The 16,526-nt window shown below is 73.5% G+C and carries 11 protein-coding genes; 8 read left to right on the top strand and 3 right to left on the bottom strand.

Going from position 1 to position 16,526, the window contains the following annotated elements; translation table 11 throughout:
- Nucleotides 1-50: 50 nt before the first annotated feature.
- Both VGL20_20525 and VGL20_20520 read left to right on the top strand, forming a co-directional pair.
- Entirely contained in the window at nucleotides 51-1,136 is a 1,086-nt protein-coding gene (locus VGL20_20525; protein ID HEY2706074.1) for a maleylacetate reductase, read from the top strand.
- A gap of 22 nt (nucleotides 1,137-1,158) precedes the next feature.
- A complete protein-coding gene (locus VGL20_20520; GenBank protein HEY2706073.1) occupies nucleotides 1,159-2,025 on the top strand; it encodes a dioxygenase in 867 nt (288 codons plus the stop codon).
- Here VGL20_20520 and VGL20_20515 read toward each other — a convergent pair.
- Nucleotides 1,991-3,943, bottom strand: a complete 1,953-nt coding sequence (locus tag VGL20_20515) for an acetate--CoA ligase (protein ID HEY2706072.1) — start codon at nucleotides 3,941-3,943, stop codon at nucleotides 1,991-1,993. The two genes, VGL20_20520 and VGL20_20515, sit on opposite strands and share 35 nt — an antisense overlap.
- Nucleotides 3,944-4,121: 178 nt before the next feature.
- Here VGL20_20515 and VGL20_20510 point away from each other — a divergent pair, with 178 nt between their 5' ends.
- Nucleotides 4,122-5,375: a hypothetical protein gene (locus tag VGL20_20510; protein HEY2706071.1), complete on the top strand. Its 1,254-nt coding sequence runs from the start codon at nucleotides 4,122-4,124 to the stop codon at nucleotides 5,373-5,375.
- A 118-nt stretch (nucleotides 5,376-5,493) separates the two neighbouring features.
- A complete protein-coding gene (locus VGL20_20505; GenBank protein HEY2706070.1) occupies nucleotides 5,494-9,726 on the top strand; it encodes a multicopper oxidase domain-containing protein in 4,233 nt (1,410 codons plus the stop codon).
- Here VGL20_20505 and VGL20_20500 read toward each other — a convergent pair.
- A complete protein-coding gene (locus tag VGL20_20500) occupies nucleotides 9,704-10,759 on the bottom strand; it encodes a methyltransferase domain-containing protein (protein ID HEY2706069.1) in 1,056 nt (351 codons plus the stop codon). The two genes, VGL20_20505 and VGL20_20500, sit on opposite strands and share 23 nt — an antisense overlap.
- Before the next feature lie 100 nt (nucleotides 10,760-10,859).
- On the opposite strand from VGL20_20500, the gene VGL20_20495 reads away from it, so the two are divergent.
- The 3 genes from VGL20_20495 (at nucleotide 10,860) to VGL20_20485 (ending at nucleotide 12,976) form a co-directional block, all read left to right on the top strand.
- Nucleotides 10,860-11,627, top strand: coding sequence for a DUF427 domain-containing protein (locus VGL20_20495; GenBank protein ID HEY2706068.1), 768 nt, complete (start codon nucleotides 10,860-10,862; stop codon nucleotides 11,625-11,627).
- 130 nt (nucleotides 11,628-11,757) lie between these two features.
- A complete protein-coding gene (locus VGL20_20490; protein ID HEY2706067.1) occupies nucleotides 11,758-11,931 on the top strand; it encodes a hypothetical protein in 174 nt (57 codons plus the stop codon).
- A gap of 106 nt (nucleotides 11,932-12,037) precedes the next feature.
- Nucleotides 12,038-12,976, top strand: coding sequence for an SGNH/GDSL hydrolase family protein (locus VGL20_20485; GenBank protein ID HEY2706066.1), 939 nt, complete (start codon nucleotides 12,038-12,040; stop codon nucleotides 12,974-12,976).
- Nucleotides 12,977-13,109: 133 nt separating this feature from the next.
- On the opposite strand, the gene VGL20_20480 is transcribed toward VGL20_20485, so the two are convergent.
- Nucleotides 13,110-14,324, bottom strand: a complete 1,215-nt coding sequence (locus VGL20_20480) for a PHB depolymerase family esterase (GenBank protein HEY2706065.1) — start codon at nucleotides 14,322-14,324, stop codon at nucleotides 13,110-13,112.
- Between the two features lie 313 nt (nucleotides 14,325-14,637).
- Between VGL20_20480 and VGL20_20475 the strand changes: the two genes are divergently transcribed.
- On the top strand, nucleotides 14,638-16,509 hold the full coding sequence (locus VGL20_20475) for a DUF4214 domain-containing protein (GenBank protein ID HEY2706064.1): 1,872 nt from the start codon (nucleotides 14,638-14,640) through the stop codon (nucleotides 16,507-16,509).
- Nucleotides 16,510-16,526: the final 17 nt, after the last annotated feature.

The raw sequence follows: 16,526 nt of genomic DNA, 5'->3' as shown, positions 1-16,526 counted from the left end.
CGGGATCCCTCAGGACCAGCTCCGCGGGCCGGTTCGAGTAGGCTCGGATGGTGATCCGGGAGTTCACCTGGGAGGCGCTGCCCGCGCGGGTGGTCTCCGGACGCGGTGCCCTCGGCCGGGTCGGCGCCGAGGTCGAGCGTCTCGGGGGCCGGCGCGTCCTGCTCATCGGCGGCGGCCGGTCGACCGCGGCCCCGCTCGCGAGCATCGCCGCCCAGCTCGGCGACCGGGTCGCCGGCGTCGTCCCCAGCGCCGCGCAGCACGTCCCCGACCTCATCGCCGCCGAGGCGACCGAGCGCGGCCGCGCCGCGGCGGTGGACGCGGTGGTCAGCGTGGGTGGCGGCTCCGCCACCGGCCTCGGCAAGGCCGTCGTCCTCGCCCTCGACGTGCCCCTCGTCGCCGTCCCGACAACCTACTCGGGGTCGGAGATGACGCCGATCCACGGACGCACCCGCGACGGCCGCAAGCAGACCGGCCGTGACCTCCGGGTGCTCCCCCGGGCGGTCGTGTACGATCCCGAGCTCTGCGCCGGGATGCCGCCACGGCTCGCGGCCGCGTCGGGCATGAACGCGCTCGCCCACTGCGCCGAGGCGCTCTGGGTGGCGGCCGCGAACCCGATCACCTCGGCGCTGGCGCTCGAGGGGATGCGCCGCCTGCTGCGCGGGCTGCCGCGGGTGGTGTCCGACCCCGGGGACGTCGACGGGCACGCCGAGTGCCTCGCCGGGGCCTGCCTGGCCGGCACCGCGCTCGCCCAGGTCGGCGGCGGCATCCACCACCGCACCTGCCACGTCCTCGGCGGCGGCTGGAACCTGCCCCACGCCGAGACCCACGGCATCGTGCTCCCGCATGCGGTCGCGCTGGTGTCGCCGCGCGCTCCGGCGGCGATGGCGCAGCTCACCTCGGTGCTCGACGGCGAGCCGGCCGAGGCGCTCTTCGAGCTGGCCGCGTCGATGGGCCTGCCCACCGCGCTCGCCGCCGTCGGCATGCCCGCCGACGCTCTCGACGAGGCCGCCGACCGGATCGCCGCGGCGAGCGAGGGCGATCCCCTCGCCGGCGGCCGGAGCGGCATCCGCGCGATGCTCGACGATGCCTTTCGCGGCAGCCGGCCGGCCGCGAGCCCCGCTGCCCGGCCGAGCTGACACCCGTCCAGGAGGCGACGAGATGACCGCTGCGACCACTCCTCCCCGGCTCACCACCGACCCCGAGACCACCGAGCGGCTGCGTCACTGCGTCCTCCGCGCCGTCGCCGCCGTCCACGAGCTGGCCCGCGAGCTGCGCCTCACCGAGACGGAGCTCCACGCCCTGGTGGGCTTCCTCACCGAGGTGGGCAGGGCCGACGAGTTCATGCTCCTGAGCGACATCACCCACACCTCGATCCTGGTCGACGCGCTCGGCCAGCCCGCCGATGCCGATGGGGCGACGTCGAGCAACGTCGAGGGTCCCCTCTACCGGCCCGGCTCGCCCCTGGTCGACACCCCCGCGGTGCTCGACCACGCCGGCCAGGGGGACGACGCGCTGCTGCTCCGCGGACGCGTCGTCGAGGCGGCGTCGGGCACGCCCCTGGGGGGCGCCATCGTCGAGATCTGGCAGGCCAACCAGCAGGGTCTCTACGAGAACCAGGACGCCGCCCAACCCGACGGCAACCTGCGCGGGCGGGTGCGCTGCGACGCGCAGGGGGGCTACGAGGTGCGCACCGTGGTGCCCGGCCCGTACCGGATCGCCACCACCGCCGGCCCGGTCCTGGCGCTCCTCACCTCGCTGGGCCGGCACGACAACCGGCCCGCGCACATCCACGTGAAGGCGAGCGCGGAGGGCCACGAGGCGCTGACCACGATGCTCTTCATCGCCGGCGATCCCTGGCTGGGGGACGACGTCATCGGCGCGGTGAAGCCCGAGCTCGTCGTCACCCCGCGGCCCACCGAGCTGCCCGGCGTCGCCGCCCCACGGCGGGCGTTCGCCGTCGAGTTCGAGATCGCGCTGCGCCCGGCTCCGGCTACGTCGAAGAGCCCGTCCGGCGCACGCCCCTGAGCACCTCCTGGATCGACTCGGCGTCCTCGAGCCCGGTGGTGTCGCCGGTGACCGTGCCCCGCTCGGCGACCTCGCGGAGCAGCCGGCGCATGATCTTTCCGGCACGGGTCTTGGGGAGCGCGTCGACGGCGTAGACCGCGCCCAGGGCGGCGTGGGGCCCGATCGTCTCCTTCACCGCGTCCTCGACGGCCCGGCGCACCGTGCCCGGGTCGTGGCCGGCGCCGACGATCACGAAGGCCGCGGGGACCGTGCCCTTGATCTGGTCGGCGACACCGGTCACCGCCCCCTCGGCGACGCCCGGCTGCGCGGTGACCACCGACTCGATCTCCATGGTGCTGATGCGGTGACCGGCGACGTTGATGACGTCGTCGGCGCGGCCCAGCACCCAGAGGTGGCCGTCGGTGTCGCGCACCGCCTCGTCGGCGGTCCAGTAGCGGCCGGGGAACCGTTCGAAGTAGCTGTCGACGTAGCGCCGCTGGTCGTCCCAGATGGTGCGGGCGAGGGTGGGGAAGGGGTGGAGCAGGACGAGGTTGCCCTTGTGCCCGTCGGCCACCTCGTTGCCGTCGTCGTCCACGATCGAGCAGTGGTGGCCCGGCACCGGCCGGCCGCACGAACCGGCCTTGAGGTCGTCGACGCCGTACACCGGGTAGGTCCACGTCGATCCCGTCTCGGTCTGCCCGTAGGCGTTGATGACCGGCACGCCGCCGCCCAGCCTCTCCGTCACCCAGGTGAAGGTCGCCGGGTCGAGCGGTTCACCCTGGACGCTCACCAGCCGCAGCCGCTGCCACGGGTGACGGTCGGCAGCCGCATCCCCGAGCCGGCGGAGCATGCGCAGCGCGGTCGGTGCGGTGAGCATCTTCGTCACCCCGTGGCGCTCGGCCATCTCGTAGAGGCGCTCTCCGGTGGGATGGTCGAGCGCACCCTCGTAGACGAAGAGGGTGGCGCCGTGGGCGAGCCCGCCGATCACCGCCTGGATCGGGAAGGTGAGCCAGCCGACGTCGGCGGCGCACCAGTAGACGTCGTCCGGCTCGGGCCCGATCTGCCATTTCACGTTGGCCCAGGTGCCCACCAGGAAGCCCGCGGTCGAGTGCACCAGGCCCTTGGGCCGCGCCTCGGTGCCGCTGGTGAAGATCAGGAAGGCCGGCTCGTTCGCCTCCATCGGCTCGCACGGGCACGCGGTGCTCTGCGCCGCGCAGAGGTCCTCGTACCAGACCTCGCCCGCCTCCAGGGGCACCCGGTCGCCGGAGCGTGCGACGACGATCGCGTGCTCGACGCTCGGCGCCTGGCGCCGTGCCCTGCGCAGGTTCTCGAGCAGCCGGATCTCCCTGCCCCGGCGGTGGCTGCGATCGGTGAGGATCACCGCCTTCGCGCTCGCCCCCTGGAGCCGGAGCGCGATGGCGTCGGGCGAGAACGCGGAGAAGATGACCGTGTAGATCGCCCCGATGCGGTTGCAGGCGTGGATGGCGACGAAGACCTCGGGCACGTTCTGCATGTAGACGGCCACCACGTCACCGCGACCGATGCCGAGCGACGTCAGGCCGTTGGCGAGCCGTGCCACCTGGTCGCGCAGCTGGGTATAGGTGACGGTGCGCACCTCTCCCGGCTCGCCCTCCCAGATGATCGCCGCCCTGTCCGCGGTCGCGGCATCCTCGGCCCAGCGGTCGACACAGTTGTCGGCCACGTTCATGCGACCGCCGGCGAAGTAGCGGAACTCCGGGAACCCGCCCTCGCGAAGCGCCGTCCACGGTTCCATCCAGCGGAGGTGGCCCGCGGCCCATTCCCAGTACCGGTCGGGGCTCTCCGCCTCCAGGGCGCGTGCGGTGGCCAGGTCGGCGGCCTGGGCCGTGGAGAGCCGGTGCTCGCCGAGCGGCAGCATGGGCCGGCTGATCAGGTCCTCGACACCGGTGTCGACGCTCACTGCTGCACCCCCTTGGCCGAAAGTCCCTCGCAGTATGGCCGCGCGACCCGTGCCCCGGCGATGACCGACCGAGCGGTCGGTCGGACGGAGCCCGGAGGGATCCACGCGCTCGTTGACCGGCCCCGGTGAGAGGCGACACACTTGCCGCGAATCCGGCATCGGGTGGAGGAGGTCGGCCATGGCGGGTCTCGCACGTGTCACGGCGCTGGTTGCGCTCGGGCTCGCGGTCGCCGGCTGCGGAGGTGGCGGGTCGTCGCCGCAGGCATCGGCCGCCGCGCAGCCAGCCTCACCGCAGACCCTCGCGGTTCAGCTCGACGGACGGGCGGACGCCTTCCACGGCGCCTTCACCGGCTACTTCCCGAACACGCTGTCGGTCCACCCCGGCGACACGGTGACCTTCAGGCTGCCCCACTTCTCCGGCGAGCCCCACACCGTGACCGTGGGCACGCTCGTCGACGCCGCGGCGGCGAAGCTGAAGGCGCTCGGGCCGCAGGCCACGGTGGCGGCCCAGGAGAACTCGGCCGAGATGCTGGACATGGTGGACGTCTTCCCCCACAGCATCCAGGGGCCGCCCGACGCGAACCAGTCGGCGGCGCAGCCCTGCTACCTGGACACCGGCGTCCCCCCCCTGTCGCTGAAGGGCGGCGCTCCGGCCTGCCCGAAGCGGGCGGAGCCGGAGTTCACCGGCACCCAGGCCTTCCACAGCAGCGGGGTGCTGATGGACGACGGCGCCTCCTACAGCCTGCCCCTCTCGAAGAGCATCAGGCCCGGCACCTACAACGTGATCTGCCTGGTCCACCGCTCGGCGATGACCGCCCAGATCCAGGTCGTCGACAGCGGCCAGGCGGTGCAGAGCCAGGCCGACCTCACCACCAGGGGCCAGCAGCAGCTCAAGCGCCTCGTCGACGCGCTCACCCCGATCGCGGCGACCGCGCAGGGCGCCACCGCCGAGACCGCCCTCTCCGGTGCGGGCGATCCCAGCATCACCCACCCGGTGATCGCCGATCCCGCCGCCGTCAATGCGGTGATCGTCGACTTCGGACCGAAGACCATCTCGATCCCGGTCGGCGGCGCCGTCACCTGGAGGAACTTCTACTTCCACAACATCGCCTTCGGCGCCGCCGACAGCGACGTCGGCGTGCTCCAGAAGGCGGCGGACGGCAGCATCCACCTCAGCCCCAAGGCGGGAGCCCCCGCCGGCTTCACGGTCCCCCCGCAGGCGGGCATCAACATCCCGCCGCCGGACAACACCGCGCCCGTCGTCGTCGACCTCGGCAGCTGGGACGGAACCGGCTTCAAGAACACCGGGATCGTCCAGTCGCTACCGCCCCAGAACGTCGTCTCACTGAAGCTGACCTTCAGCCGCGCCGGGACCTTCTCGTACCGCTGCCTGATCCATCCCGACATGAAGGGGGACGTGAAGGTCGGCTGAGCTGCGCCGGCTGAGGGCACGGCTCGCCCTCCTCGGCCTCCTCCCGCTGATCGGGGCCTCCGCGGCCGGGGGTGGGCACAACGCCCATCCCGGGACCCCGGCGGCGGCGGCCCCGGCCGTGCCGGCGCGGGGTGAGCCCGCCGGCCACCAGGGCGCCGAGGGGTTCGTGCTGACCGCCGCGACCGACCCGGGGACGGCCGGAGCCGGCGCCGGATGCGGCGCCGCCGCGCCGGTGCGTGGCTACGACGTTGTGGCCATCGACGTCGACATCACCCTCAACCGGTACCTCGACCACGACCCGGCGGGTCGGATGTACGTGCTCGAGGAGGACCTCGGGCGGGTCCGCGCCGAGGAGGCCCGGAACCTGCGCGCCCGGGCCGGCGGCGGCGAGCCGGCGGTGTCCTCCGGGCTCCAGGGGGATGCGATCCAGCCGCTCACGCTGCGGGTCCGGCCGGGCGAGTGCCTGCGGATCCGGCTGCGCAACGCGCTCGGGGGCGGCGAGCCCGCGAGCGTGCACCTCCACGGGGCGAGCCTGCGGATGGCCGGAGACGGCGGCGCGGCGATCGCCACCAACCCCGGTGCGATGGTCGCGCCCGGGGGGCGGGCGACCTACGAGTGGATGGTGGGCGACGCCGAGCCGGAGGGCACCCACTACCTCCACAGCCATGGCGACGATCGCGTCCAGGCGGACCACGGCCTCTTCGGCGCGGTCGTGGTCGAGCCCCGCGGCGCGACCTGGCTCGACCCCCTGACCGGGGCCCCCCTGCGGACCGGCTGGGCGGCGATGGTGCGGCCCCCCGCCGCTTCCGCCTTCCGCGAGTTCGCGGTGTACTACCACGAGGTCGGCAACGAGAACTATCAGCCGCTCGACGCCGGCGGCGGTCTCGTCCCCCAGGTCGACCCGACCACCCACGCCTACCGGCCGGACGGCCGCGCCATCAACTACCGCAGCGAGGCGTTCATGAACCGCCTCCAGCGGCAGCAGCAGCTCACCGGACGGGTCGACGACTCCGTGGCCTACAGCTCCTACGCCTTCGGCGACCCGGCGACGCCGATCATGCGCAGCTACCTCGGCGACCCGGTGAAGCAGCGCATCGTCCACGGCGGCTCCGAGGTGTTCCACGTCCACCACGTGCACGGCGGCGGCATCCGCTGGCGCCGCCAGCCGGGGGTCGAGGCCGGGGCCTTCGACAGCGGGCTCGATAAGCATCCACCGCTGCGTCCCCGGGCCTCGGAGCGCACCGACTCGCAGTCGATCGGTCCCTCCGAGACCTTCGACGTCACCGACGAGTGCGGCAGCGGCGGATGCCAGCAGAGCGCCGGCGACTTCATGTTCCACTGCCACGTCACCCACCACTATTTCGCGGGGATGTGGGGGATCTGGCGTGTCTACAACACCCGCCAGGACGGGGCGTCGTCCACCGACTCCCTGGCTCCGCTCCACGAGCTCGCCGACCGCGCCGGCCGGGTCGAGGCGGCGGTGACCTCCGACCTCCTCGCCGGCCGGACCGTGTCCACCCACGGCAGGAGCGCCGCCATCGACGCGTCCTCGCTGGCCGCATGGGTCGAACGGCAGCTTCCGCCGGCGGGGATCCCGCGCGGCGACGACGCCGCGGTGCTCGACTGGAGCCGCAGCGGCGACCGCTACCTCGGCGAGGCCGAGAGCGACCAGAGCTGGCCCGGGTACCGATCACCGAGCCCGGGGCGGCGGCCTCCGCTGCTCTTCGACCCGGCCACCGGCAGGCTCGCGTATCCGTTCCTCCGTCCGCACCTGGGGCGACGACCGCCCTTCGCCCCGAACCACGGCCCGGCGCCGTTCCTCGACCCGACGCCGGCAGGGGAGGGGCCGCCGCCGCCGGGGGCGGACGGCCCGGGCAGCCTCTGCCCGGCGGGGGCGCGCCTGCGGACGCTGGCGATCAACGCGATCACGGTGCCGGTGCCGCTCAACCGCCGCCTGAACATCGTCGACCCGTTCGGCGAGATCTACGTGCTCCGCGACGAGGAGGAGGCGGTGCGGGCCGACCCCCGCCGCCGCGTCCCCCTCGCGCTCCGTGCCAACGCCGGCGAGGACTGTGTCGACGTTCTCTTCCGCAGCGAGCTCGAGGACGTCCAGGGCCAGCCCCTCAGCAAGGTGAGCGCCCACATCCACTTCATGCAGTTCGACGTCCAGGCGAGCGACGGGGTGGACACCGGCTTCAACTACGAGCAGACGGTGCGGCCCTTCCGCTCGGAGGGCGAGACGCTGACCGCCGCCGGCGCCGCCGGCGACCGCAGCCTCCGGGTCGGCGGCGCCGCCCGCTTCCAGCCGGGTGAGCTGGTCGGCGTCGGGGTGGACCAGGACCGCTCCTTCGAGACCCGGACCGTCCAGGCGGTCGCGGGCGACACCCTCTCGCTCGACGCGCCGCTGCAGAGCGCGCACGCCGCGGGCGAGGTGGTGAGCACCGAGTTCGTCCGCTATCGCTGGTATCCCGACGTGCAGTTCGGCACCGCCTTCTTCCACGACCACGTCAACGTCCTCTTCTCCGGCCAGCACGGGCTCGCCGGGGCGTTCGTCTCCGAGCCTCCGGGGTCGACCTATCACGACCCCCGCACCGGCGCCGAGCTGCAGAGCGGTCCCATCGCCGACATCCGCACCGCCGCTCCCCTCTCCGTCGACGTGACCGGGAGCTTCCGTGAGCTCGTGCTCTTCCTGATGGACGACAACCCGCTCACCGCCATCGATCGCTCCAGCGGAAGCTCGATGAACCTGCGCGTCGAGCCGGTCGAGCAGCGCTCGCGCGACCCAGCGCTGCGCTTCAGCAGCGCCGAGATCGGCGATCCGGAGACGCCCGTCCTCGACGCCTACCTCGGCGATCCCGTCACCGTGCGCACCCTGGTCGGCGCCAGCAACGACGTCCACACTCTGCACGTCGACGGGCACTGGTTCCGCGTCGAGTCCCAGAGCCGCAGCTCGCCGCCGGTGGACACCGTGGACGTCGGCATCTCGGAGCGGTACGACCTCGTGCTGCCCCGCGCCGGCGGCGCCCAGGGCATGCCCGGCGACTACCTGTACTACAACGGCAGGTCGTTCAAGCTCCGCGAGGGCAGCTGGGGGCTGCTGCGCGTCCACGAGGGCGGCCGGGGACAGGGGCTCCAGCCGCTCCCCGGCCACGAGCGTCCTCCCGCCCCGGCGGTCACCGTCTGCCCGCCCGGGGCGCCGCGCCGGCGGTTCGCCGTCGCCGCGGTCGAGGCGCCGCTGCCGATGCTGGAGGGCGCCACCGGCCGCATCTACGTGCTCGAGAGCGACCGCGAGGCGGTGCTCGCGGGGCGCCGGCCCGCCGAGCCGCTGGTGCTCCACGTCGACGTCGGCGACTGCATCGAGGTGGTGCTGCGCAACGCCACCACCGGCGGCGCGGTGTCGTTCCACGCCGACATGCTCGCCGCCGATCCGCGGGCCTCGGGCGGCGTCGCCGCCGGTCGCGACGCGCCGCAGGCGGTGGCCCCGGGCGCCTCGCGCACCTACACCTACTACGCCCACCCGGAGATCGGGGAGACGGCGGCGCTGGTGCGCGACTGGGGCGACGTCCTGCGCACCCCGCGGCTCGGCCTCTTCGGAGCCATCGTCGTCGGTCCCCGCGGGGCCGGCTACACCGATCCGGTGACCGGTGCGGACGGGTCCGGCCGCGCCGCCTGGAGGGTCGACGTGCACCCGCCGTCCGGCCCCGCCTACCGCGACGTCACCCTCCTCCTCCAGGACGAGGACGCGGGCATCGGCACCCACCGTATGCCCTACGCCGAGCACGTCGACGGCACCGTCGGCATCAACTACCGGGCCGCCCCGGTCGCCGACCGTCTGCTCCGCGTGCCCGACCGCGCGCGGGTCTTCCGCAGCGACGTCCACGGCGACCCGTCGACCCCGCTCGTCGAGGCCTACGCCGGCGACCCGATGCGGCTCCACGTGATCGGCGCCACCAGCGAGCAGGCGCAGGTGTTCAGCGTCGAGGGCCATCGATGGCCGCAGGAGCCGGGCCGGCCCGGCACCCGGATGGCGGGCTCGGTGGCGCTCGGCGGGCTCGAGGCGCTCACCCTGCGCCTCGACGGGGGCGCGGGCGGGCCCGACCGGCTGCCCGGCGACTACCTCTACGGCGATCACCGCGGCCCCTACCAGGAGGCGGGCCTCTGGGGCCTGCTCCGGGTGCGCCCGCCCTGCCCGAGCGTGGTCACGCTGCGCCCGCTGTCCGGCGACTGCCCGGGTGGCGCGGTCCGGGAACGGGTGCTGGTGCCCGGCCTCGCCGTCGCCGGCCTGGTCGCGATCGTCCTCGCGGTGCGCCGGTGGCGGGCCAGGGCGGCTAGGGGCGCGCCTCCAGGATGAGGTTCATCGTGGTCTCGGCCGCCCGGCGGAAGCGGGTGAACCCGGCCTCCCGGAAGACCTCGCGGAGACGGGCCTCGCCGGCCTGGGCGCCGAGGCCGAGACCGACCTCCTGGGAGAGCGAGTTGGGCGTGCAGATCGCCGACGACGTCGTGTACAGCAGAGCTGCCAGCGGGTTGCCGGCGATGTTGGCCTCGCGGCCGTCGATGGCGAAGGGCTCGACCAGCAGCACGGTGCCGTCCGGCTCGAGGCGCTCGAGGGCGTGGCGGGCGATCCCCACCGGGTCGCCCATGTCGTGCAGGCAGTCGAAGAAGCAGATGAGGTCGAAGGTGCCGCCGTAGTCCTTGGCGGAGGCGACCTCGAAGCTGGTCCGCTCCGCGACCCCGGCCTCGGCGGCGCGCTCGCGGGCGGTGTCGATCGAGGGCTCGTGGTAGTCGAAGCCCCAGAACCGCGAGCTCGGATAGGCGTCGGCCATGACCACCACCGAGGCGCCGTGGCCGCAGCCGACGTCTGCGACCCTGGCGCCCCGCTCGAGCTTCTCCCCGACCCCCTCGAGCGCGGGGATCCACTCCGCGGGCAGGTGGGCCCGGTACCCGGTGCGGAAGAACCACTCCGTGCCCTTGAAGAGGCAGGGGTGGTGCTCGCCCCAGCTGAGCCCGCCGTCACCTCGGAAGGCGGCGACGATCCTGTCCATGTCGATGAACATCGACCCGAGGGTGTTCATGCCGCGGGCGACGAAGATCGGTGTGGTGTCGTCGGCGAGGGCCATCGCCGCCTCCGCGCCGAGCGCGTAGGTGTCGGCGTCCGCCTGGCGGTCGACCAGCCCGCCCGCCACCTGCCCGTCGAGCCATTCGCGGACCAGCCGGGGGTGGCAGCCGGCCCGCTCGGCCACGGCGTCCGCGCTCAGCGGTCCGGCCCCGGCCATCACCCGGTAGAGGCCGAGCTCGTCGCCCAGCCAGATGCCGAGGCACATCGCCCCGCCGGTCATGTACTCGATCAGCCTCCCGATCAGCTCCCGGACACGTCCCCTGTCGATCCCCGTCTCCACGCCGGCCATGCTCACGCCTCCCACAGCTGAGTCGGCGTCGAGAGCGGGTGCGCTACGCTCGACCACAGCAACCGGACAGGAGATGAGCATGACGCAGACGACCACGGGGACGACCGTCCGCGGGCGGGTGCGGACCGAGCCGGGCCACAAGCGGGTGCGGGCCTACCTGGCGGGCCGGCTGGTCGCCGACTCGGCGCGGCCCCTGTTCGTCTGGGAGAAGCCGTACTACCCCACCTACTACCTCCCCGTGGAGGACATCCGCGCCGAGCTGGTCCCCACCGGTCGGGTCGAGCACTCGCCGAGCCGCGGCGACGCCCAGATCCTGGACGTCCGGGTGGGGACGGCGATCGCGCCCGGGGCGGCGCGCCGGTACCCCGACTCGCCGCTCGAGCCGCTGCGCGACACCGTCCGCCTGGAGTGGGACGCGATGGACGAGTGGCTCGAGGAGGACGAGCCCGTCTACACCCACCCGCGCGACCCGTACACCCGCGTCGACATCCTCGGCAGCTCGCGACACGTGCGCGTCGAGGTGGACGGCGTCGTCGTGGCCGAGTCCCACCAGCCGAGGATCCTCTTCGAGACCGGCCTCCCGCCGCGCTACTACCTGCCGCTGACCGACGTCCGCATCGAGCTGCTGCGCCCGTCGGCCACCCGATCGCACTGCCCCTACAAGGGAACCGCCGCCTACTGGTCGCTCGACACCGGGCACGGGGTGCACACCGACGCGGTGTGGATCTACCGGACACCCCTTCCGGAGAGCCAGAAGATCGCCGGGCTGGCCAGCTTCTACAACGAGAGGGTCGACCTCCACGTCGACGGTGTGCTGCAGGAGCGCCCGCGCACGCTGTTCAGCTGATCGGGGAGGACGCGCGCGCGGCCCTGAGCCCGAGCACCCGCACCGGCCGGCTCGACAGGGATGACCGGCCGATCGACCGGTTCCCCGCATCCCTCAGCCGCACCGAGACTGATGGCGACATGGAGTGCGAATGCGCAAGCTCATCAGTCTCGGCGTGACCGTCCTCGCCGTCGCCACGGTCAGCGTCACCGCCTGGCCCGGCGCGGTACGGGCACGGGCCGACACCGCTCACTGCACCTACGCCACCGTGGGCATCGGGATCGTCGCGCCGGTGTGCCACCGACCCGGCCGTCACGCCGGGTGACAAGCCGGTGGGTCGCCGGCGTCGTCTCCGAAGGCCGCGTAGGATGGGGGCGTGGCCGCAATCGCCGTCGCACGTCGCCCGCCGTGCCTCGGTGGGGCCGGCTCACGTGGGTGACCGTCGTACCCGGTGGATCGGCGGCGGCCTCGCCGGCCTCGTCGCCGCCCTGGTCGCGGTGGCCGTGCTCGCCACGCCGTCCGCGCATCCCACAGCGGGGCGGCCGGCGTCACCCGCGGTCACCGCGAGCGCCGCTCCCGCGACCCCCGTGCCGACCGCCGACGCCGCCGCCATCTTCCCTCGCGCCGGCGCGGAGGACGTCGCCGACCGGCCGTGGTTCCTGGTCGTCGGCGACTCGATCTCCTTCGGCCTGACCGTCGACCCGAGGCGTTTCGGGACCAACTCGTCCTGGGTGACGCAGATCCAGCCCATGCTCGGTGCCGGCGGACCGGTCGCCGACGACCTCGCCTGCCCGGGGGAGACGACGGCGAGCTACGCCTCCGCATGCCCCCTGGTCCAGCTCGCCCGCTGGCTCAGCGGCACCTCGCAGCGCTCGGCTGCACTGGATGCGGTGCGCGCCCACGCGACCACGCTGCGCTTCATCGTCGTCGAGCTGGGGGCGAACGACCTGCTCAACGCCCGTCGCGACGGGGTGCCGCTCACCACCACCCTGGCGCAGCTGTACACCCGGCTGAGCGGCATCGTGGGCGACCTCGCCGCCGCGGCGCCCGGCGTCCGCGTGATCCTCGCCAACCTCTACGACCCCTACGCTCCGTCCGACCTCGCCGCCTCGCAGGCGGTCGACCAGGCCGACGCGGCGATCGCCGCCGTCGCGGCTGAGCGCAACGCCGCCGTCGCCGACTGGCACGCGGCGATCAACGGAGGCGCCGTGCCGCTCGGCACGCTGGTCGACCTCGCCCACGGCGACGTGCACCCCACCGTCGAGGGGCACCGGGCTCTCGCCACCGAGATGCTCGCCGTGCTCGAGCGCCAGGGTCTCGCTCCGCTCCCCGGCGGCGCACCCCTGGCGGTCGGCCAGGGAGGTGGTTGACCGGCGGGCTCCTCCATCAGGGTCGGCCCCGGGCAGCGACGTGGAGGGGAGCCTCCGCAGCGCCGCGTCGGTGCCGCGAAGGCTCCCGGATGGAGGGGTGCCCCTGGTGACAGGACCCCGGGTGTCCGGGTGTCTACAGCCCGGGGAGGCTCAACAATCCCAGGAGGGTCGACAGCCCGGGGAGTGCGAACAGCCCGGAGAGTGCCGGCAGCCCGGAGAGTGCGGAGAGGCTCGGGAGGGTCGGGAGGCCGGGGATGGCCGTCAGCCCGGGGAGCGTGGGGAGCCCGGGGAGCCCGGTGAGTGTGGGCAGGCCCGGGAGGGAGGGCAGCCCGGGGATGGAGGGCAGCACCGGGGGTGTCGTCGCGGGCGGTGTCGACACACCGCTCGCGGGCATCGGATGGTTGACGAAGAAGTCGTACATCGCGCGGGTCTCGTCCGGGCCGGACGGGCTCGCATACGGCTGGCAGGCGCAGCCGCCCGACCATGCGTGAGCCATGCTCGGCACCAGCCAGTACTGGAGGAGCTCCTGCCCGTGGCCGTCCACGTACTTGGCGACCGTGTAGGGGACCCCGCCGGGGCTCTGCTGGTTCAGCGTCTGGGCGGGCGAGGCGGGGATCGAGCCGTCGTTGGCCCTGCCGTCGTCGGCGAGGTCGGCGGTGGTCAGCCACTGCCGCACGAGGTCGGTGGCATTGATCACCGGCACGGTGGTGTCCTGACCGCCGTGGAAGATCAGTGCCGGCATCGCCCGAGCATGTGCGCCCATGGCGCGGTAGGCCATCGTCCCTGCCTGGGTCGGATCGAGGCCGCCGAACCCCGCCACGTACTGGATCCCGGTGGCCCCGTACTCGATCCCCGACCCGACCCCGATCGCCGCGTAGAGATCGGGATAGGTCGCTCCCATGACCGACGCCATCGCCCCTCCGGCGGAGAGGCCCATGACATACACCCGCCTCGGATCGACGGTGTAGTGCTGCTCGACCCACTGCGTGATCCCGGCGATGAGGGCCGGCTCACCCGATCCGCGCTGCTGGTCCTGGCTGTTGAACCAGTTCCAGCACTGCAGGTAGTTGGCACTCGACGGCTGCTCGGGATAGACCGCGATGAAGTTCCTGGACGCGGCCAGGCTGTCCATCTGGGTCAGCTGACGGAACCCGTCCGCCGTCTGGGTGCACCCGTGCAGGGCGACGACCAGCGGCACCGGCGTCCCGGCGTGATAGGAGGACGGCACGTACCCGAGGTAGGCCCGGGTGCCGGCCGCGTTCGAGTAGCTGCCGGAGAAGCTGGTGCCCGGGACAGCACCGGCGTGGGCCACCCCCTGCGGCACCGAGACCGCGGCGAGAATCGCCAACAGCGGTGCTCCCGATAGGCCGAGGAGCCGCCGGCCGCCGCCTCGCCTCCTCCGAATGTTCGCATCGACAGGGTCTGCCGCGGGCATAGTCACTCCTCCGCCGGTAACGCCTCAGGGGGCCGATGCTGATCGGACTTCCCTATCGATCGATAAGGCGTGCCCCAGCGTACGTGGACGGGCTGCCCGGATCCGTGCAGGAAAACGAGAAATCCAGGCCTGCCGGCTCTCAGGTTTCCACAGAGACCGCAGCGGCGGTCAGCGGGTGACCGTCCGAGCGCCGCCAGAAACCGCGCGGCGCCCCGTTACCACCTCGATGAGTGCAGGGGGAGGACACCGCCGCCGCGCCCTCCGCGAGCTCGCTGGAGCAGGGTGGCTCCTGGTCATGATGCTGCTGCTGGCGGCACCCCAGGGGAGAACGGGCCCGGCCCGGGTGGCGACGGCAACCCCGGCGACCGTCACCACCCTGGACGGCGCAGGGCTCGGCAGCGCCGGGGTGTGCGGAGCGGCCCCGCCGGGCCACGTGCGCTGCCTCGCCGACGTCAGCACCCGCCGCGGCCGGGTCGAGAGCAGCGCCCTGGGCGCGGGTCCGCTCCCGAACAGCTACTCCCCGGCAGACCTCACCTCGGCGTACGGGCTCGCATCGGCCGGCGGCGGGCGCGGGCACGTGCTGGCCGTCGTCCTCGCCTACGACGATCCGTCGGCCGAGGCGGATCTCGCCGTCTACCGGGGCCAGTTCTCCCTGTCACCCTGCACCAGTGTGAACGGGTGCTTCCGCAAGGTCGACCAGCAGGGCGGAACCCGGTATCCGCCGCCGCAGGTGAACTGGGCGACGGAGACGTCAGTCGACCTGGACATGGCGTCGGCGGCCTGCCCACTCTGCTCCATTCTGCTGGTCGAGGCGAACAGCGACGTCCTGGGCGACGTCTTCCAGGCGGTGCACGAGGCCCTGGCGCTGGGCGCGACCGAGCTCAGCCTCAGCTTCGGAGTGCCGGAGTACCCCGCCGAGCGGCAGGACGACGCGCTCTTCAACCACCCCGGTGTGCCCATCGTCGCCGCCAGCGGAGACGGCGGCTACGGGGTCAACTATCCGGCCGCCTCCCCCTACGTGACCGCCGTCGGTGGCACCAGCCTTCGCCCCTCGTCGGACCCCCGTGGCTGGTCGGAGAGCGCGTGGAGCGGTGGCGGCAGCGGCTGCAGCGCCTACGAGACGAAGCCGGCCTGGCAGAAGGACACGGGCTGCTCTCGGCGCACGGTCGTGGACGTGGCGGCCGTCGCGGATCCCGGCACCGGCGTCGCCGTGTACGACAGCTACGCGAACGGGGGCTGGATGCGCGTGGGCGGCACCAGCGCCGCCGCTCCGATCGTCGCGGCCGGATATGCGCTGCGTGGAGCCACCCGGCCGGGAGCCGGCGCCTCCTCCCTGTATCTGCCCGGCGCCGCCAACGATGTGGTCAGCGGCAGCAACGGCGTGTGCACGCCCGGCTATCTCTGCACTGCACAGCCCGGATACGACGGCCCCACCGGCATGGGCAGCATCCACGGGACCGCGCCCCCGGCTGCGCCGGCCGGTACGCAGGGGTTCGTCAGCCGTGTCTACCGGGACCTGCTGGGGCGCCCCTCCGATGCCGGCGGCCTCGCATACTGGAGCGGGCTGATCGACGCCGGTCAACCCCGGTACCCGGTTGCCACCAGCCTGACCGCCTCGACCGAGTACCGCGGCCTCCAGGTGCAGGCGCTCTATTCGCGGTTCCTCCAGCGCGCCACCGACAGCGGGGGCGAGGGCTTCTGGGTGGGGTACATCGCCAGGGGAGCGACCTTCGAGCAGCTCGCCGAGAGCCTGATCGGGTCGGACGAGTACTTCCACCTGCGCGGACACGACGACAACCTCACCTACGTGCGCGTCCTCTACGACGACATCCTCGGACGCGGTCCCGAGCCCGGAGGACTGGCGTACTGGGGGGGACGGCTCGACACCGGCGCGCCCCGCTACCTGGTGTCGGCGTCCATCCTGACCAGCACCGAGGGCTACCAGAACCTCGTCCGAGGCGTCTTCCAGCACTTCCTGGGCCACCAGCCCGACGCCGGTGGCCTCGCCTACTGGACCGGCCGCATGCAGTCGGGCCTTCGGGACGAGCTGCTGATCGCGTCGGTCATCGCCACCGACGAGTACTTCGCCGGGCGGTGACGCCGGTGAGCGGCTCC

It is taken from the genome of Candidatus Dormiibacterota bacterium (genome assembly GCA_036495095.1).
GTDB lineage: Bacteria > Chloroflexota > Dormibacteria > Aeolococcales > Aeolococcaceae > CF-96.
The sequence above is the reverse complement of the archived record's forward strand: the minus strand, read 5'-3'. Positions and strand labels throughout refer to the sequence as shown.